The sequence below is a fragment of the Candidatus Nitrospira allomarina genome (genome assembly GCF_032050975.1).
Taxonomy (GTDB): Bacteria; Nitrospirota; Nitrospiria; order Nitrospirales; family UBA8639; genus Nitrospira_E; species Nitrospira_E allomarina.
In genome coordinates, this window is record NZ_CP116967.1 from 4,390,789 (window position 1) to 4,409,090 (window position 18,302).

An 18,302-nucleotide genomic window follows, 5' to 3' on the forward strand; every position below is an offset into this window, starting at 1 on the left:
TTTACCCGGAAGGCTAAAACATGACGTTAGAAAGAATAAATCAAAAATTTATTAGAAGGGAAATTGCCAAAAGATGGAACTGGGAGAAACCCTGGCTGACCCACTCTCAACAAATTCTCCTCCCCCTGTACGTTCTCCCTGAAGTCTTCCGTTTTCTAGATAAAATACAGAATAAAATGAATATTTTGGACATTGTCCTCTGACAGACAGGACTGTGAAAATTTCAAAAAGAGCATGAAGGCTGTCCATGCAGGTGTGCAGTGAACTAGCCTGATGACGGATCATGAGCTGTATTACTGTATATAAAGACCAGTCACAACGTTAGGAGGCATGAATGAAGGATCAACCATTTCTCACAGACGTCCAAACATTACGCAAACGCGCCAGGGAACACATGGAAAGGGGAGCGGTGACGCCTGGGTATACCGCCGACCGGGACACCGTGATTAAGCTACTCAACGAAGCCCTGGCAACTGAAATCGTCTGTGTCCTCCGATATAAGCGGCACTATTATATGGCGTCAGGCATTCATGCTCAGAGCGTGGCGGCGGAATTTCTCCAACATGCCAATGAAGAGCAAGGCCATGCCGATCAACTGGCAGAGCGAATCGTCCAACTGGGCGGCGAACCGAATCTCTCCCCTGAAGGAATGCTGATGCGCAGTCATTCCGAATATGTGGAAGGCACTTCCCTGGTCGACATGATCAAGGAGGACCTAGTGGCGGAGCGTGTTGCCATTGATAGCTATCGGGAAGTGATCAATTATCTGGGCATCAACGATTCGACATCCCGCCGGATGTTGGAGGGGATTTTGGCTGTCGAGGAAGAGCATGCTGATGACCTCGTCTCCCTTCTGGAGGAAATGGGCTCCTAACGATTGCTATGAGAGAAGCAAAGAACCGGGACATATGGATCGTCATCCTTATGGGTGTCTCGGGTTCAGGAAAAACCACCATTGGTCAACTTCTGGCCAGAAATCTCGGGTGGTCTTTTTACGAAGGCGATGATTTCCATTCAGGGCGGAATGTGTCCAAATTGTTGGGTGGCGTTCCGTTAAGTGATGAAGACCGGGTTCCTTGGCTTTTTGCGATCCATCAACTGGTTCACGATCTGATAAGCAAATCTCAGCGCGCCGTCATTACGTGTTCCGCCCTAAAACAGACCTACCGGAAGTTGATCACTGAGGGGCACCCTCATGTTTCATTGGTGTATTTACGAGGCAATTACGCGTTGATCCACCCGCGCCTGGAGTCACGAACCGGCCACTTTATGAAAGCCGACTTGTTAGCCAGTCAGTTCACTGCGCTTGAGGAACCTCACGATGTCCCCTTCATCGACGTTTCTCAAGCGCCGGAAGTGATTGTGGAACAAATTAAAAGCATGCTGCATCTGCAACCCGCATAACAGATCGGCGAAGTCATAATACGAACAGCTGCATATGATTTGGACATTTTCTCAGAGAGAGAAGATTTCAAGATGAGGCATGAGGGAGAACACCCTCCCCTCACATCGATCAGAAAATCAGGGCATCCTGGGGGATTGGTCCCTTTCCTTCTTCCACTTATACCAGATGGTTTCATTGCTCCCATGCGGATAGATCATTCGTTTCAGCGCAATGTAGGGCCGCCAGAGATAGCGGTGGTATCGCCTATTTAACTCCGACCGTTTCGCCAACTGCTGTTCCTTCTCGGATAATCTCTGCGGTTGGAACGTATGTTTGTGTTTATACAGATGATAGAGATCCTCCCGAATCAAGCGTTGAAAAATCTTCTCAGTCAGCGCGCCAACCCAACCCTGCCGAACCGGGACAGGCAGGCAAATTTGAAAATCGATGAGAAAGGGCTTTCCCTCTGTTGAACAAATGATATTCCCCCGTTTATTCAAGTCCGCATAGAAAATGCGACGCCGGTGAATCGCCTGAAGAATGACCCGTAATTGATCGAAAAAATCAGGAGCCAGCAATGTGGCATACGTCGCCATCGCTGGATCTCCCACCACCACGTTAAATTGCTCCTGGATGCGTCTTTCTATTTCGTGAAGCGTGTGCCCTTCAATAAACCGATGAAAATATCCTCTTTTCCCATATCGCGGTCCCAGGGCTGGAATGCCCGGGAGATCAGACACCATCTGATAGATGCGGTATTCCCGCCTGGATATCCAACCCGTCAGGGGGCGAAACAGCCAGCCCAGCACAAAACGAAAGTCGCTGAGCTTAAGGACATATCGATCGCCTTCCTGATTCCGATACAGAACATTCACGGAGAAAAAATCGTCCTTCAGTATTCGTTCATAGCCGTACTCGGTTCCATAAATTTCCACGACTGGGGGATGGGATCGTGTTATACGCATGGTATTTTTGCGCCTGTGCTCAACCGGATCCCATGATACACCATCTGAGAAAAAGTTTCCCCCGCTTATCTTCATAGATGAATGACCGCAAAACATTTACCTTCCAACAAGTACGGGTTATATCTCAATAGATGTACTCGCGTGATCCCGGGTATTTTGGCTCATTTTTTTCAGACATATCCTGGAATTTCTGATAAGGTAAGCAAAAAAGACGTTCAGCAACCCGACTCTTTCGTATCAAGAGATTGACTCGTTTTCAACAATGCCCTATCAGCCCATCGAAAATTACGGCCTGATCGGAAATATGCAGACGACCGCATTGGTGGGCATGAATGGGTCCATCGATTGGTTCTGCTATCCTTACTTCGACTCTCCCAGTGTATTCTGCGCAATTCTGGATGATGCCAAGGGTGGCAGGTTTAAAATCGCTCCCGTTCCGGACGGAGTCAAATCCAAACAATATTATTGGCCTGACACCAATGTCCTTGTAACCCGGTTTCATACGCCGGAAGGAGTGGGGCGATTGATCGATTTCATGCCGGTCGGAGTTCGCACGTCTGACTGCACCCGGGACGGGTTGATCCGCCGCGTGCAAGCCATTAGAAAATCGATGACCTTTCGTCTCGAATGCCGTCCGGCATTCAACTATGGTCGAGATACCCATACACTCACGATCACCAAAGATGGAGCTCGCTTCAAATCCTCCCGCCTGACACTTCGACTTGGATCCACAATTCCACTGATACAGGATGGTGACGGGACTTTCACCGAATTCACCCTTCAAGAAGGGGAGGAAATCGATTTTTGCCTTCAAGAGGTCGAATCCGGCAATACCCAGAGCACCTCCTGTCCGGAAACACAAGCGGAAGAATTATTTAAGCACACGGTCGACTATTGGCGTCGGTGGCTGTCGAAATGCACATACACCGGTCGCTGGCGGGAAATGGTCCACCGCTCTGCGCTGGTTCTTAAATTGTTGACGTTCCAGCCAACGGGTGCGATTATCGCCGCTCCAACCTGCAGTCTTCCTGAAGAGATCGGCGGGGTTCGAAATTGGGATTACCGCTATACCTGGATCCGGGACGCCGCCTTTACCTTGTATGGATTATTGCGAATCGGATTTACTGAAGAAGCTTCGGCCTTCATGCAGTGGCTGGAAGCCCGCTGTCATGAATTGAATCCTGACGGATCCTTACAACTTATGTATGGGATTGACGGGCGCCACCAACTCACCGAAGAAACCTTGGCGCATCTCGAGGGCTATCGGGGCTCACGACCGGTCCGGGTGGGAAATGGCGCCTACAACCAACTCCAACTCGATATTTACGGGGAATTAATGGACTCCGTGTATCTCTACAATAAGTACGGCACTCCGATTTCGTACGACCTGTGGAAACATCTCCGGCGCATGATCAATTGGGTCTGCGACAACTGGCAGCGCACCGACGAGGGCATTTGGGAAATGCGCGGGGGCCAGCAACATTTTGTCTATTCCAAATTGATGTGTTGGGTGGCCGTGGACCGTGGACTACGCCTGGCCGAAAAACGATCTTTCCCGGCAGACCGCGAACGCTGGCTGAAGACCCGGGATAATATCTATGAAGAAATCATGTCCAAGGGATGGGATTCAGAACGACAAGCCTTTATCCAGCGATATGGAAGCACTTCCTTGGATGCCGCGAATTTGGTGATGCCTCTGGTGTTTTTTGTGTCACCTACCGACCCCCGTATGCTTAAAACCCTGGATGCCATTAATCGGAAGCCGGAAGAAGGAGGCCTGGTCTCTAACGGACTGGTCTATCGGTATAATTTGTCCGAAATTCAGGACGGACTGGACGGAGAGGAAGGCACGTTCAATCTTTGTACGTTTTGGCTCGTAGAAGCCATGACCCGCGCAGGACAGGCGGATCGCAATCGCTTAGATGAAGCCCGGCTTGTGTTTGAGCAAATGCTCGGATATGCCAATCACCTGGGGCTTTATGCCGAAGAAACCGGCCATCACGGTGAGGCACTCGGCAATTTCCCCCAAGCCTTTACGCATCTCGCACTCATCAGCGCCGCCTTCAATCTGGATCGGTCACTAGGTCAGTAACCCAGAGCGTCTTCCTTTCCGACTTTCTGGACTCTCCGGCTCTGCCTGTGAAATCCGGACTACCATTGCCGAACACCTCAACATGCTCCTACACTTCACGGATGCATGTGATCATTGGATGCGGGAATCTCTATCGAAAGGATGACGGGATAGGAGTCGTTGTGGCTCACCGACTCCAGGCATATTTTTCCAAACATCCTCAATCCGATCTTCAGATTATTGAGGCAGGCACCAATGGGATCGATGTCCTGTTTCAGGCTCAAGGGGCCGCCAAGCTGACTATTATCGATGCCTGCTCCAGTGCCTCTGAACCGGGCACCATTTTTCACCTCTCCGGCCGTGACTTGGCACAACGACCTCCACCAAATTTCAATCCGCATAATTTTCGTTGGAATCATGCCGTCCATGCCGGGCGGACCATCTTTCAAGATGCGTTTCCTCAAGATATCACCGTCTTTCTCATTGAAGTGTTAGATACCACCTTTGGAGCAAATCTGAGCCCGGGTGTCGCCGCTTCGGTTGAAAGGACTTGCGCCATAATCACCTCATTTATTCACGAATCATCCCACACACCTTTGTCAACTCAACAATCACCAACTCTCTAACCGGCCCTACTCGGCTTGCTGTGAGAAATATGTTATACACTACTTAGTGTTCTTCATGAGGCTTTTGTAATATTTGGAATTTTTTCGAGATTCTTTCCTCAGAACCCATTCAATTCTCCAAACCCTAGGCGTCCGTTTATGATTGACAAGAAACCCATTAAACAATCTACAAAAAACGTCTTCGCACTTGACGTGTCATTTGACATGGACCATTCCCTACGCTGTGTCAACATGGGAAACGCCACGGTTCGCGCCCTCAAGCTTTCCGTTCTAATGGGAGAAGCCGTAGCACCCCGGCACGCATGGATGCACCCACACCGACCGTCTTGCCCGGACCACAAAGGTTTATGATGCTCAGTATTCTTGGATTAGGATTTTTAATGGGTATGCGCCATGCTTGTGAAGCGGACCATGCTGCAGCCGTAGCCTCCTTAGCCACCCGAAGTGGATCGATCGCGCAAACCGTGAAACAGGGGATGGTCTGGGGATTGGGGCATACCCTGACGTTGTTGATCTTCAGTTCGCTGGTTTTGTTGTTGGGCAGCATCATTCCCGAACGATTCGCTGCAGGATTGGAACTCATGGTGGGTTTGATGTTGATTGGCCTTGGTCTCGATGTGTTCCGACGACTATTAAAAAACCGGATTCATTTTCATGTTCACCAACATCCGGATCGCCCTCCACACTTTCATGCCCATGCGCATACCGAACCCACACACCCTGACAATACGTCCCATGATCATGTTCATGGTTTTCCCTATCGTGCGTTGCTGATCGGCCTGATGCACGGGATGGCCGGATCAGCCGCGCTGATCCTCTTAACTCTGAACGCCACCCTGTCCATGAGCCAAGCCATCATGTATATTCTTCTTTTCGGGTTAGGATCGATACTCGGCATGGGCCTCCTGTCCGTGATCATGGCTATTCCTTTTTGGTACTCAGCCCGATCCCTGACATGGCTCCATAACGGGCTTCAGGCTGGCGTGGCCGTGATGACTACCATTCTGGGTATGGCGATGGCATTTTCCTCAGGATCCGTACTCTGGCATTAACGAGTCTTAACTTAAGCCTTCACTCACCCGCCTTCGTTACTCGACTTCACAACTTCCTCGGCTTTTTAGGCCGATCGGTCGTCATGCTGTTCGGACCGGTTTTCTCGTCCGGCCCATCGATTGTCTTTTGACAGAAAAGACCATAGGATAGGAGGCATCCAAAATCTGCCTGGAAGGAATATGACAATGAGTCCATTGGTCCGCTTTGGGGTTTCTCTTGAAGAAACACTCCTTGCCGCTTTTGATCAACATATCAACCGGAAAGGATACCAGAATCGCTCTGAGGCGATTCGAGACCTCATCCGCAATCAGCTTGTGGGGGAAGAATGGGGCGGAAATAAAGAGACCGTGGGCACCATTACCCTTGTGTATGACCATCATCAATCAGATGTGCTGCAACAATTAACTCAACATCAGCACGAATACGGGAAGCAAATCATTTCAAATCTGCATGTGCATTTGGACCACGACCATTGCCTGGAAGTCATTGTGGTCAGAGGGAGAAGTTCAGCCCTCGTTGAATTAGCCAACCTGTTGATTAAAACCAAAGGAGTCAAGCATGGACAACTCACGATGACGACCACGGGAAAATCCGTGAAATAGCACTCCTTCCTCCTCTCAGGACATTGCTGTCACACCGCATAGCTTCCTCTCCGCCCCATGCCCCCTTGCCGCACGACTTTGAATTGACAATTGTAGCGGACCTTGCTAAAAAGTCGTGCTACTAATTTCATTTTCGTGTCACTGGCGGGTTCTTCCTTCGCTCCCACGCTCGTTTTTTCTTTACCAATTCCATGGGAATGCGGCACCTTCACGCGCTGGCGGTATGTTTCCCGGCCTGTGTTCTCTTCAGCCTCTTGTGGGCCGATTCGGCATCAGGCCATGACCAGGAGGAGGTCACGGTTTTAGAAGAGATGGAGGTCGTTGGCGAACGTCCTATTGCGGCTTCTTCCAATCGAATCATTCTCAATGAGGATATTCTGCTTCAACCTCAAGGCCGGCCTGCGGATTTATTACGCTTGGCGCCCGGGCTTATTACCTTGGAACATTCGGGCGGGGCCGGGAAGGCTGATCAGTTTCTTCTGCGCGGCTTTGACGCCGATCATGGTACAGACCTAGCCCTTCACGTGGATGGCATGCCGATCAACATGCGCAGCCATGCGCATGGGCAGGGATACGGGGACTTGAATTTCATAATCCCGGAAACCGTTGAGGAAATTACTGTCAAAAAAGGACCCTACCACGTGGAGTATGGGGACTTTGCCACGGCCGGCGCCGCCAATTATGTCACCCGTGAGTCGGTTCCCCAAACCATGGTTCAATCCGCCGGAGGGAATTTTAATACCCAACGGCATCTGTTCATGACTTCTCCCACTCACGATAGATTCCGCACCCTATTTGCGGGAGAATTTTATTACACCGACGGCCCTTATGATTTTGTCAATCGCAATACCCGATACAACGGACTGGCGAAACTGACGTTTGCCCCCTCAGCCACATCCCAACTCAGTGTGACGCTTTCCCAATATTACGGACGATGGAACGGGTCAGGCCAGCTTCCCTTGCGGGACGTGAGGTCCGGGGGCGTGGACCGCTTTGGTTCCCTTGATCCTTCAGAAGGGGGCAAATCGATACGGAGCACCGGTCGATTGGATTACCATGACGATCTACCCGGAGGGGGGACAGTTTTCGCCAGGCTGTGGGCTCAATATTATTACCTGTCCCTGTTTAGCAACTTCACGTTTTATCTTAATGATCCGGTAAATGGTGACGGGATTGAACAGACCGACCGACGATGGTTGACCGGAAGTGATATCGGTTATCGGCAGATTTTTCGCCTGCTCGATTATGAAGGCACCATGACGGCAGGACTTCAGACGCGCTTTGATCAAATCCAGGTGCGTTTGGGCACGCAACAGAAACGTTCGTCCCTGGCGATCACACAGGAATCGGATATATTCGAAGCCTCCTATTCTCCCTATCTGAAGTTGGACCTTCAATTCCTTCCCTGGATGCGCTTTGTGGGAGGAGGCCGCGTGGATGTCTTCACGTATAATGTGAAAGATCGTTGCGGGGCAGACTGCTCGGAACGACCAAACGGGACAGCCTCGAATGCCATCGCCAGCGGAAAAGCCAACCTTGTTTTTGGTCCCTGGTATCAGACGGAATTTTTCTTAAATGTTGGAACCGGGTTTCACAGCAATGATGCGCGTGATGCCGTGGAAAATCCGTCGACTAACAGCTTAACTCGAGCTATTGGCTATGAAATCGGTATCAGGAGCCGCCCGTGGAACTGGTCCGAATTTCTAGCCACATTTTGGCTGTTGGATCTAGGATCTGAATTGGTATTCGTGGGGGATGAAGGGACCACGGAACCGCGAGGAAAGACGCGTCGCCTGGGAACAGAATTCAGCTCTCGAATCACCCCGCTGGATTGGCTCACCATTCGAGGAGACGTGACATATACGCATGCCGAGTTCCGAAAAACTGGGGATTCCGTCCCTTTGGCGCCACAGTTCACTGGATTTTCATCAGTCACAGCCCGCCTCCCGATTGGACTATCGGGAACGTTGCAAATGTTGACGGTGGGAAGCCGTGCCGGCACGGAAGATGACAGTGTGAAACTGGAACCATTTACGATTTTCGATCTGGTTCTTCGCTACAAAATCCCTCTTGCGCCACCAACCGGACGTCTGGAGGCATTTTTTAGCATCCGCAATTTGACCGATACCGATTGGCGTCAGGCCCAGTTTTATTATGAGTCCCGTCTTCCCGGAGAACCCGCCGGAGGTATTGCGGATATTCACTTTGTCCCGGGCACTCCCCGAATGTTCATGGGTGGGCTGACGTGGTTTTGGTCGACATAACAGACAGGACAAAGACCGCTTTCACAAGGCCTGCATCAGACAGCCCAGAGCAGACTTCTCTACTATAAACCCGTCATCAATGATCCCATGAAAAAGGGCTTTCCAGGAAGCATCGGCAATCCCGGAAAGCCCTGTTTATCTGGAGGAACAGAAACGCTTATTTTTCGTGCATGTGTTGAGCCAGATAATTCTCTACTCCCACCTGCTTAATGGTTTCCATTTGCGTTTCGATCCAATCGATATGCTCCTCTTCACTCTTCACAATTTCTTCCAATTTGTGTCGAGTGGTGAAATCACCGACGCTGGCACAATGGGTAATCGCCTCGGTGAGAAGGACCACCGCTTCGTGTTCAAGAGCCAAATCTGATTTAAATTGCTCAGGAACCGTCTCTCCAATTTTCAGCGTACCCAATTTCTGCAGATTGGGAACACCGTCCAAATACAGAATATGCTCAATCAGTTCTTCTGCATGCTTCATTTCATCAATCGAATGCTTCCTAATTTCATTATGCAATTGTTCATATCCCCAATGTCCACACATTTCGCCATGCAGAAAATATTGATTAATCGCCGTGAGTTCATTCGTCAAAATTTTATTGAGAAAATCGATCACACCCTTTTTTGCCTTCATGGAAGTTCTCCTTTTTTAAAAATTGTCTCAGAAGTGAGAAATTGCTTGTTCTGCTTCAATTACTTTGAATATTTTATCGGTCCAGCTTCGGCCTGGTCAATGTTTTTATTTAGGGAAAATTAATTAATATTGAATTCCTTTCTCAACCTCGTTGATCTACATTTTCAAGTTCAATTATTCCCGAGCATGGAGAATATGCAGCTCCTCGTCCGTCACCCAACACTTATTCGACTCTCACGGCAGTCCCGCTTACACTCACCATGAGCATGCTTCCGGTTTCTCCCATGACTTCGTAATCCAAATCAATTCCAACAATGGCATTGGCTCCCACCCTTAAGGCTTCTTCCTGAATTTCCTGAAAGGCGATTTCACGCGCGCGTCGCAATTCCTTTTCGTAGGCCCCTGATCGGCCCCCAACAATATCACGAATATTGGCAAAAAAGTCCCTAAAAAAATTCGTGCCCAAAATTGCTTCCCCTGCCACCACACCTAAATATTCTTTAATCCGATGGCCTTCAACATTGGGCGTAGTTGTCAGAATCATGTTCTCTTCCTCCCTTACCTGATTAGCAATGCTTCAAATACTCAATCGATTGATGTCCAGGATATGTTCAACGGGCGTGGTCCCATCGTAATTTTTCCACAAACAGTTCGTGTATGTCAGTTATGGGAGCGCGACAAAGGGTCGCGAATCAATACAGGAAGAAAAATTTCATCTCTGAAATCCGGATCTTTTCCTGAACAACTTTGTGACCCAACCCGTGGTAGGAGTTTCATCGGTCACTACTATGCCCATCAAATAAGCAATCTGCTTAACGCGTTCTCTCCCTTGGCTTTCATTCTCATCCTAACGATTTATCCACATACTTGTGCCCATTTTTTCTGGATTACTTTTTTTCAATTCTCCTTAGGATTTCTCCAATTTATTCTTGCAATTTTTGAAAAATTCAGAAACCGGCCCGCGCGCGTTTTTTCCCATCGTGATTTCATTTGACTTCATTCGAGGTGCTCATTAGAATTTTTAGGGAAGGACCATATGAGTGCCAGCACAATTCGTTCATCTTCATCTTCACACACAGTATAGTCTCCTCGACGGGGCCAACCAACTGACACCCCTGTTCCAACAGGTGAAGAATTTTGGTATGCCCGCCGTCGCCATGACTGACCATGGCAATCTCTTCGGCGCCATTGATTTTTATCAAAAGGCCAAAGCTCACGATGTCAAGCCGATTATCGGGTGTGAAGCCTATATGGCTCCGGGGCACCGGACGCAACGTGCAGGGCACCTTGCGCATAACGAATATTTTCATCTGATTCTTCTTGCCACGAATCAAGTCGGCTATCACAACCTCATTAAACTCTCCAGCAAGGCCTATCTTGAAGGCTTTTATTACAAGCCTCGCATGGACAAGGAATTATTACAGGAACATCAGGAAGGTCTCATTGCCCTGTCAGGGTGTTTGAGCGGAGAGGTACCACAGCTCATTAATCACCAGGATATGGAAGGGGCTCTCCGGGTGGCCGATGAGTATCGGTCAATCTTTGGAAAGGACCGCTATTACCTGGAAGTCCAGGCCAACGGCTTGGATCATCAACTTACTGCGAATCGAGGGTTGCTGGAAATTCATGAAAAGCTTGGCATTCCACTGGTCGGCACCAACGATTGCCATTATCTCAATAAACGAGATGCGCGTCCCCATGAGATCATGTTGTGCCTTCAAACGGGAAAAACGCTCAAAGATCCCAACCGGATGAAGTTCGACACTGATCAATTATATGTGAAATCCACTGAAGAAATGATCGCGGAATTTGCCGAATTTAACCGGGCGGTCTTGAATACCACCCAGGTGGCCGAACAGTGCGATCTTCAATTGGAGTTCGGAACCTCCTATTTGCCGGATTATCACGTTCCTGAAGGCCAGACTCATAATTCCTACCTTCAGCATCTTGCGGAAGACGGTCTTCGAAGCCGGTTACGAGAACGCCCAACGGGCATCCCATCCGAGGCCTATCAACAGCGACTCCACACCGAACTGGCTGTCCTGAACGCCATGGGGTATGCCGGATATTTTTTAGTTGTGTGGGATATCATCAATTTTGCCAGATCCCGCAACATTCCGGTCGGCCCCGGGCGAGGATCGGCCGCCGGAAGCCTTGTGGCATACGCCCTGAGAATTACGGACCTCGATCCCCTCACCTACAACCTGCTCTTTGAACGTTTTCTCAACCCCGAACGTGTCACCATGCCGGATATCGACATGGACTTTTGCATGGACCGCCGTGGCGAAGTGATCAACTATGTCATTGAGAAGTACGGAGAGGCGCATGTATGCCAGATCATTACCTTTGGCACACTAGGTGCCAAAGCGGCCATCCGGGATGTGGGGAGAGTGATGGACTTTCCCTATGCCGAAGTTGACCGGGTCGCGAAGCTGGTTCCCACGCAACTCAACATCACACTCCAGGATGCCCTGAAACAGGAACCACGCCTGCAGGAACTTGTCGATCAAGATGCCAACATGAAGGAACTCATGGACACGGCCATGGCCCTGGAAGGCCTGGCGCGACATGCGTCGACTCATGCGGCGGGAGTGGTCATTTCGCAAAAACCCCTTATGGATCATGTGCCCCTCTACAAAACAAGTAACGACGAAATCGTGACCCAATACACGATGACCGATCTGGAAAAAGTCGGGTTGGTGAAATTTGATTTTCTGGGGCTTAAAACCCTGACGATGATTCATGACGCAGTTCGGATGGTCAATGCTCAACATCCTGATGAGCCGCCATTGGACATCAACAATCTGCCCTTGAATGATCTCCAGACGTTTGAGCTGCTCAGCTCCGGAAAAACTTCAGGAATTTTCCAACTGGAAAGTTCCGGCATGCGAAACCTGTTGGTTAAAATCAAGCCGGAAACGTTTGAAGATCTGATCGCCATCCTCGCGCTCTATCGTCCCGGCCCCTTAGAAAGCGGCATGGTGGACGATTTCATCAAGCGAAAACGGGACGCCTCCCAAATTGTCTATGACCCTCCGCAATTGGAACCCATTCTCAAAGAAACCTATGGGGTGATCGTTTACCAGGAACAGGTCATGGCCGTCGCCAACCAGTTGGCAGGATTTTCATTGGGGCAAGCGGATTTACTCCGCCGGGCGATGGGCAAGAAAAAACATGAGGAAATGGCCAAACAAAAGGCATTGTTTGTCTCGGGCGCGAAAGGAAAGGGAATTTCGGAAAAACTCTCTGAAAAATTATTTGACCAAATGGCCTTTTTCGCAGGCTACGGATTTAACAAGTCTCACTCCGCTGCCTACGCGGTCGTGACATACCAAACGGCTTACCTGAAAGCCCATTTCCCCACTGAATTTATGGCCGCCCTGCTGACATCTGAAATGGGAAATACCGACAAGATGGTCGGCTATTTTACCGAATGTCGTGAATTGGGGGTACACATCCTGCCCCCCGATGCCAACCAGAGCTTAAAAAATTTCAGTGTCGTGCCTGAGGGTATCCGGTTCGGGTTAGTGGCGATCAAGAACGTCGGCGGAAACGCCGTGGACGTGATTTTGGAATCACGAGACCGGGAAGGCCCATTTTCCTCCTTTATTGATTTTTGTTGCCGCATTGATTCGCAAAAGGTCAACAAACGGGTGCTGGAAGGACTCATCAAGGTCGGAGCCTTTGATTCCATGGGTTTCACGCGCGCCAGCATGTATAAGGTCCTGGATGAAGCCTTGGACCATGCCTCGACGGTCCAACGCAACAAACGGGAAGGACAAACCAGTCTGTTTGAAATACTGGCTCCGGAGCCGGCAGCCCCCAAGCAGGAAGGTTTTGGTTTCGTCATTCCACAGATTCCCGAGTGGTCTCAGAATGACTTACTCAAATATGAACGAGAGCTGACCGGCTTTTATATCACCGCGCATCCTCTCAACCGCCACAGCGTTGGGATCACTCATTTTTCTACCTGCTCCACCCAGACCATTCGCGACGTCGGCGACGGACGAGAGGTCAAAGTCTGCGGGGTCATTTCCAGTCTCAAAATTACGACGACGAAAAAAGGCCACAGGATGGCTTATGCCCAATTGGAAGACTTGCACGGAACCGTTGAAGCGATTATTTTCCCTGAGACCTTTAAGCAGCACGAAGAATTATTGGGGCCGGAATCGGTGGTTCGGATTACCGGGACCGTGGACCTGATGGATAATGGCGCCCGGATCAAAACCACCAAAGTCGAATCGCTCTCCCAATTAGAAAATGAAACGGTGAAGCATGTGACGCTCAAGGTCCACGAACAGGACGTTTCCCCCCACAATCTGCTAGACTTAAAAGACATATTCGAACGCCACCGCGGTCCGACCCCTATTTCGTTGGCGTTTCACTTGCACCCTAATCTGACGGCCAGCATGTCGGGATTATCGGATATCGGCATTTCTCCGTCACCGGAGTTTTTAGAAGAAGTGGAACATCTCCTCGGCGCATCCACGGTCACCTTCCAATAATTTCCCTCTACCAAGGAGCTTGTCCGTGCGTGAATACCTGGACTTTGAAAAACCCCTGAAGGAACTTGAAGAACGCATCGCCAAGTTAGTGAAATCCAAATCCAAAAAGGTCTCGGTTCAGGAGGCCATTGTCAAATCGACCGAACAACTGGCAAACCTTGAACGTGAGATCTATGCCAATCTTTCCCCATGGCAACATAGCCAAATCGCCAGGCACCCACAGCGCCCTTCAATTTCTGATTACCTGGAGCACATGACCAATGGTTTTATGGAACTCCACGGTGACCGCCTGTTCGGCGACGACCGGGCGATCATTGGAGGGTTTGCCACATGGAGGGGTCGCTCCATCATGGCCATCGGTCATGAAAAAGGAAAGACCTTAAAAGAACGCATGCGCCGAAATTTTGGTATGGCCAAACCGGAGGGCTATCGAAAAGCCTTGCGTCTCATGAAATTAGCGGAACGCTTCAATCGACCAATCATTACCTTTATCGATACTCCAGGAGCATACCCCGGCGTCGATGCGGAGCAGCGCGGCCAAGCCGAGGCCATTGCCAGAAATTTACTGGAAATGTCCAGATTGCAAGTGCCGATTCTTGCCGTGGTCACAGGAGAAGGCGGCAGTGGTGGCGCCTTGGCCTTAGGTGTGGCCGATCGGGTTCTGATGCTCGAACATGCCATTTATTCGGTAATATCCCCAGAAGGCTGCGCCGCCATTTTGTGGGGAGACGCCACAAAATCCTCCGATGCCGCAACGGCCTTACGAATGACGGGACCGGAGTTACTCAAACTTAATGTTATCGAAGAGGTTATACCTGAACCCATGGGAGGAGCCCACCGCGATGCGAAAGTCATGGCCGACCGGCTCTCCCAGGCACTCGACACCCATTACCTGCAATTACAGAAATTGTCCCCCGCCGCACTCCGAAATCAGCGAGAGACTAAATTCCGGAGTCTGGGTACATTTGGTTCTTCTCAGACCACACCCAAACAGGTGAAAATGGTCAACTCATGACCTGCAGAAAATCCGTAAACGGGTTTACGCGACCAAGACCCCACAGGGTAATTTCCTTTTGAGTTGTTCGCCTCTTCTTCAGGCGGTTGTTCATTCCCCCCCATTAAGTATCACGAGGTTCACGTTTCGCAGTCCCATTATTTTTGTTCCTCAGGCAACTGCCATTAGTTTGAAGATGCTGGAGGATTCAAATTGTCTGGAGGAGGTTCCCACTGTTCTAACCGCTCGACCAAAGGACGGGCTTCCGGAGTCGATTCGCGTGTCGGTTCACTTGGTGGATGATCCCAGGTCAATTCAACAAAACCATGCTCTTCGAAGGTTTGTCGGATCACATGGACCAAGGCTTCTAGAGTGATTTCATCACTCAGGGTCAAATCCAGGACCCGCTCTCGCGTCTTCACAGGCGGAGGGCTTTCATGCATTAATGCCCAACACCGATTGAAAACCGTCTCTCTCACAGAATATGGGGCATTCATCGTTTCGAGATCCGACGTACATAATGCCAATACCATGAGGACAAATTGGATATCGGGCAACTCAGGATTAATGAGATCTAATCGTTGCATAATAACCATGCTACCTCTGATCCCACTTGGCTGACAAGCACATGATCCACCACCACGACCAAGAAGCCTTTGCCAAATTAGTGGACCGTATCGGATCTGATCATGCAGGCCAGCGCATGGAAATGCAGGCCCACTATTCGGCTCTTCTGTTAAAAGGCTATCACCTCCACATTCACATGGAGGAATTTCCAGCCATTGCCTGGCTCATCAAAACCCTCTTAAAAACGACTGGGCTTTGGCCGCTGGCCGTCAAGAACACGTCCCAATATCGAATTGTCGAGCACACTGTCCCGATTCCTCATCTGCCCGAGTCCTTTGATGGATTTCGAATTCTGCATTTGTCAGATCTTCATATCGAAGGGATGATCGATAAAGGCCAGGCGCTTCAGACAGCTCTTTCTAGCTTGCAATACGACCTGTGCGTCATGACCGGCGATTTTCGCTTTCTCACATATGGCCATTATGACAAGACACTGACACTCATGGAGTCATTGGTCAGCACGATCCAGGCTCCCTATGGCATTACGGGTATTTTGGGAAATCACGATTGGCTGGAAATGGTGCCCGGACTTGAGCGTTGCGGAATCCGCATGCTCCTCAATGAAGCTCAATCCCTGGAAAAGGGATCGGATGCGATTTGGCTCCTCGGATTAGATGATGTTCATTATTACGAAACGGGCGACCTGGATAAAGCCATACGCCTCGCGCCCACCGACGCCGTCCGAATTCTCTTAGTGCATTCCCCGGAGATTATTCCGGAGGCCTCGACTGCCGGAATGGATCTGTACCTTTGCGGCCACTCACACGGAGGACAAATCTGCCTTCCAGGAAGCAAACCCATCATTACCCATTGCCGCTGCCCGAGGGCCTACAAGGCAGGCCCATGGGAATATCAATCCATGCGCGGGTACACCTCTCGAGGAGTCGGCACCTCCCTGTTTCCCATCCGGCTGTTCTGCTTTCCGGAAATTATCATCCATACGCTCACACGAGCCCCTAAACCTTGAGCGCCGCCGATCATCAATGCCTATACGGACAGACAGACAGACTCATCACACAGTCTTAGTAGCCCCAGCAGCAATCATGCGGCCTCCGATTCCAGATACGCTTGACCTGTACTTCTCTCTTTTGCCACGCTATGCTCTGAGCGATCATCTGTTGTGGCATCTTCCTTCGTTCTTTCATCATGAGCCCCCAAATCACGACACCCTCACCATTTCAATACGACCTGATTTGTATCGGTAGCGGACCGGCTGGACAGCGGGCAGCCATTCAAGCAGCCAAGGTAGGAAAACGCGTGGCAGTTATTGAAAAGAAGCGTGCGGTCGGCGGTGCCTGTTTAGAGACCGGAACCATTCCCAGTAAAACCTTTCGGGAAGCCGTCTTGTCCTTTACCGGACCCCAACACCATTGGGGTCGCTTACCGGAAACCACGAAAACACGACCCACGGCCGCCCAACTGACCACTCGCGTGGCAGAAGTCATTCGCATCGAAGGTGAGGTGATCAACGATCAATTACGAAGAAACGATGTGGAATTCTTACAAGGAGAAGCCTCCTTTGTGGATCCCCACACCCTGTTGGTTCACACCGACCAACATTCACAAACCCTGTCGAGCGCCCACATTCTGATTGCCGTGGGAACCATGCCAACGCCTCCACCCAATATTGCCGTTGACGGCCAATATATTCTCGACAGTGATAGCATCATCCATCTGCAACAGCTTCCACGAACCATGACCGTGGTTGGAGCCGGGATCATCGGCATTGAATATGCCTCAATGTTAGGCGCACTTGGCGTCGAAGTGACCCTCGTGGATTCACGAATTCGACCGTTGGAATTTCTGGATGGCGAAATTGTCGATGAACTCATCTATCAGATGCGAAACCACCAGGTTACGTTTCGCCTGGGTGAAACTGTCGAAAAATTAGAAATCGCGAGGACACCATCCTCAAAAGTCGTGATTCATTTGGCCTCCGGGAAACGACTGGTCTCAGGCCTGGTCCTCTATTCCGTCGGACGAACGGGAGCCACATCGACACTCCACCTCGAGAAGGCCGGATTGACCGTGGATGCCCGTGGCCGTCTGCAAGTCGATTCGCACTATCGCACGACTGTCCCGCATATTCTGGCCGCGGGCGATGTCATCGGCTTTCCAAGCCTGGCGGCCACATCTTCCGAGCAAGGCCGTTTAGCGGCCTGCTATGCCTTCAATATGGAAGCCACACCAATGACGAGCCTATTTCCTGTTGGTATTTATGCCATTCCGGAAATTTCTATGGTGGGAGCCACAGAGGAACAACTGACGCTTGAAAAAGTTCCGTATGAGGTGGGAGTCGCCCGTTACCGCGAGATCGCAAGGGGCACCATCATGGGTGATCCAAACGGCATGATGAAACTGTTATTTCATCGAAAGGATCACCGGCTATTGGGTGTGCATGTGATCGGGACGGGAGCCACCGAGCTGATTCACATCGGACAGGCCATCCTTCATACCGAACGGGGACTCGAATACTTCCTCACGACAGTCTTCAATTATCCAACGCTAGCGGAATGCTACAAAGTCGCAGCCTTGGACGCCTACAATAAGCTTTGTGAAATATAATACACATCTGAGGTC

Annotated in this window: 15 protein-coding genes; 11 read left to right on the forward strand and 4 right to left on the reverse strand. The window is 50.3% G+C overall.

The annotated features are described in order from the left end of the window. Positions 1–334 precede the first annotated feature (334 nt). Positions 335–874: a ferritin-like domain-containing protein gene (locus PP769_RS19070; RefSeq protein ID WP_312643332.1), complete on the forward strand. Its 540-nt coding sequence runs from the start codon at positions 335–337 to the stop codon at positions 872–874. 50 nt (positions 875–924) lie between these two features. Further along, positions 925–1,404, forward strand: a complete 480-nt coding sequence (locus PP769_RS19075) for a gluconokinase (protein ID WP_312643334.1) — start codon at positions 925–927, stop codon at positions 1,402–1,404. A 117-nt stretch (positions 1,405–1,521) separates the two neighbouring features. On the opposite strand, the gene PP769_RS19080 is transcribed toward PP769_RS19075, so the two are convergent. Beyond that, positions 1,522–2,349: a protein kinase family protein gene (locus PP769_RS19080; protein WP_312643336.1), complete on the reverse strand. Its 828-nt coding sequence runs from the start codon at positions 2,347–2,349 to the stop codon at positions 1,522–1,524. Positions 2,350–2,611: 262 nt separating this feature from the next. Between PP769_RS19080 and PP769_RS19085 the strand changes: the two genes are divergently transcribed. The 5 genes from PP769_RS19085 to PP769_RS19105 all read left to right on the forward strand — a co-directional run bounded on the left by PP769_RS19085 (position 2,612) and on the right by PP769_RS19105 (position 8,965). Continuing rightward, on the forward strand, positions 2,612–4,441 hold the full coding sequence (locus PP769_RS19085; RefSeq protein WP_312643338.1) for a glycoside hydrolase family 15 protein: 1,830 nt from the start codon (positions 2,612–2,614) through the stop codon (positions 4,439–4,441). Positions 4,442–4,542: 101 nt separating this feature from the next. Then, complete coding sequence (locus PP769_RS19090) at positions 4,543–5,046, forward strand: hydrogenase maturation protease (protein WP_312647067.1); 504 nt, start codon at positions 4,543–4,545, stop codon at positions 5,044–5,046. Between the two features lie 302 nt (positions 5,047–5,348). Continuing rightward, positions 5,349–6,098 (forward strand): sulfite exporter TauE/SafE family protein, encoded by a 750-nt coding sequence (locus PP769_RS19095; protein WP_312643340.1) that lies wholly within the window; start codon positions 5,349–5,351, stop codon positions 6,096–6,098. A gap of 186 nt (positions 6,099–6,284) precedes the next feature. After that, positions 6,285–6,701 carry a nickel-responsive transcriptional regulator NikR gene (nikR, locus tag PP769_RS19100; RefSeq protein ID WP_312643342.1) on the forward strand — a complete coding sequence of 139 codons (417 nt, stop codon included), beginning with the start codon at positions 6,285–6,287 and terminating at the stop codon, positions 6,699–6,701. Positions 6,702–6,898: 197 nt separating this feature from the next. Continuing rightward, a complete protein-coding gene (locus PP769_RS19105) occupies positions 6,899–8,965 on the forward strand; it encodes a TonB-dependent receptor (RefSeq protein WP_312643344.1) in 2,067 nt (688 codons plus the stop codon). 157 nt (positions 8,966–9,122) lie between these two features. On the opposite strand, the gene bfr is transcribed toward PP769_RS19105, so the two are convergent. Together bfr and PP769_RS19115 are read right to left on the reverse strand one after the other, a co-directional pair. After that, positions 9,123–9,596 (reverse strand): bacterioferritin, encoded by a 474-nt coding sequence (gene bfr / locus PP769_RS19110; RefSeq protein ID WP_312643347.1) that lies wholly within the window; start codon positions 9,594–9,596, stop codon positions 9,123–9,125. A gap of 223 nt (positions 9,597–9,819) precedes the next feature. After that, positions 9,820–10,140: a heavy metal-binding domain-containing protein gene (locus PP769_RS19115; RefSeq protein ID WP_312643349.1), complete on the reverse strand. Its 321-nt coding sequence runs from the start codon at positions 10,138–10,140 to the stop codon at positions 9,820–9,822. A gap of 496 nt (positions 10,141–10,636) precedes the next feature. Between PP769_RS19115 and PP769_RS19120 the strand changes: the two genes are divergently transcribed. Both PP769_RS19120 and PP769_RS19125 read left to right on the forward strand, forming a co-directional pair. Next, entirely contained in the window at positions 10,637–14,101 is a 3,465-nt protein-coding gene (locus tag PP769_RS19120) for a DNA polymerase III subunit alpha (protein ID WP_312643351.1), read from the forward strand. Positions 14,102–14,120: 19 nt separating this feature from the next. Continuing rightward, a complete protein-coding gene (locus PP769_RS19125) occupies positions 14,121–15,116 on the forward strand; it encodes an acetyl-CoA carboxylase carboxyltransferase subunit alpha (protein ID WP_376753388.1) in 996 nt (331 codons plus the stop codon). Positions 15,117–15,280: 164 nt separating this feature from the next. Here the strand turns inward: PP769_RS19125 and PP769_RS19130 are convergent, their stop codons facing one another. Further along, on the reverse strand, positions 15,281–15,682 hold the full coding sequence (locus PP769_RS19130; RefSeq protein ID WP_312643354.1) for a hypothetical protein: 402 nt from the start codon (positions 15,680–15,682) through the stop codon (positions 15,281–15,283). 41 nt (positions 15,683–15,723) lie between these two features. On the opposite strand from PP769_RS19130, the gene PP769_RS19135 reads away from it, so the two are divergent. Both PP769_RS19135 and sthA read left to right on the forward strand, forming a co-directional pair. Further along, positions 15,724–16,689 (forward strand): metallophosphoesterase, encoded by a 966-nt coding sequence (locus PP769_RS19135; protein ID WP_312643356.1) that lies wholly within the window; start codon positions 15,724–15,726, stop codon positions 16,687–16,689. Positions 16,690–16,868: 179 nt separating this feature from the next. After that, entirely contained in the window at positions 16,869–18,287 is a 1,419-nt protein-coding gene (sthA, locus tag PP769_RS19140) for a Si-specific NAD(P)(+) transhydrogenase (protein WP_312643358.1), read from the forward strand. The last annotated feature ends 15 nt before the right edge of the window (positions 18,288–18,302 follow it).

Excerpts from the sequence above, each read along its gene's own strand:
- PP769_RS19090 (WP_312647067.1), top strand. The coding sequence starts at position 4,543 with ATGCATGTGATCATTGGATGCGGGAATCTCTATCGAAAGGATGACGGG.
- PP769_RS19080 (WP_312643336.1), bottom strand. The coding sequence starts at position 2,349 with ATGCGTATAACACGATCCCATCCCCCAGTCGTGGAAATTTATGGAACC.
- PP769_RS19095 (WP_312643340.1), top strand. The coding sequence starts at position 5,349 with ATGGATGCACCCACACCGACCGTCTTGCCCGGACCACAAAGGTTTATG.
- PP769_RS19070 (WP_312643332.1), top strand. The coding sequence starts at position 335 with ATGAAGGATCAACCATTTCTCACAGACGTCCAAACATTACGCAAACGC.
- PP769_RS19075 (WP_312643334.1), top strand. The coding sequence starts at position 925 with ATGGGTGTCTCGGGTTCAGGAAAAACCACCATTGGTCAACTTCTGGCC.
- PP769_RS19105 (WP_312643344.1), top strand. The coding sequence starts at position 6,899 with ATGCGGCACCTTCACGCGCTGGCGGTATGTTTCCCGGCCTGTGTTCTC.
- sthA (WP_312643358.1), top strand. The coding sequence starts at position 16,869 with ATGAGCCCCCAAATCACGACACCCTCACCATTTCAATACGACCTGATT.
- PP769_RS19135 (WP_312643356.1), top strand. The coding sequence starts at position 15,724 with ATGATCCACCACCACGACCAAGAAGCCTTTGCCAAATTAGTGGACCGT.
- bfr (WP_312643347.1), bottom strand. The coding sequence starts at position 9,596 with ATGAAGGCAAAAAAGGGTGTGATCGATTTTCTCAATAAAATTTTGACG.
- PP769_RS19130 (WP_312643354.1), bottom strand. The coding sequence starts at position 15,682 with ATGCAACGATTAGATCTCATTAATCCTGAGTTGCCCGATATCCAATTT.
- PP769_RS19085 (WP_312643338.1), top strand. The coding sequence starts at position 2,612 with ATGCCCTATCAGCCCATCGAAAATTACGGCCTGATCGGAAATATGCAG.
- PP769_RS19115 (WP_312643349.1), bottom strand. The coding sequence starts at position 10,140 with ATGATTCTGACAACTACGCCCAATGTTGAAGGCCATCGGATTAAAGAA.
- nikR (WP_312643342.1), top strand. The coding sequence starts at position 6,285 with ATGAGTCCATTGGTCCGCTTTGGGGTTTCTCTTGAAGAAACACTCCTT.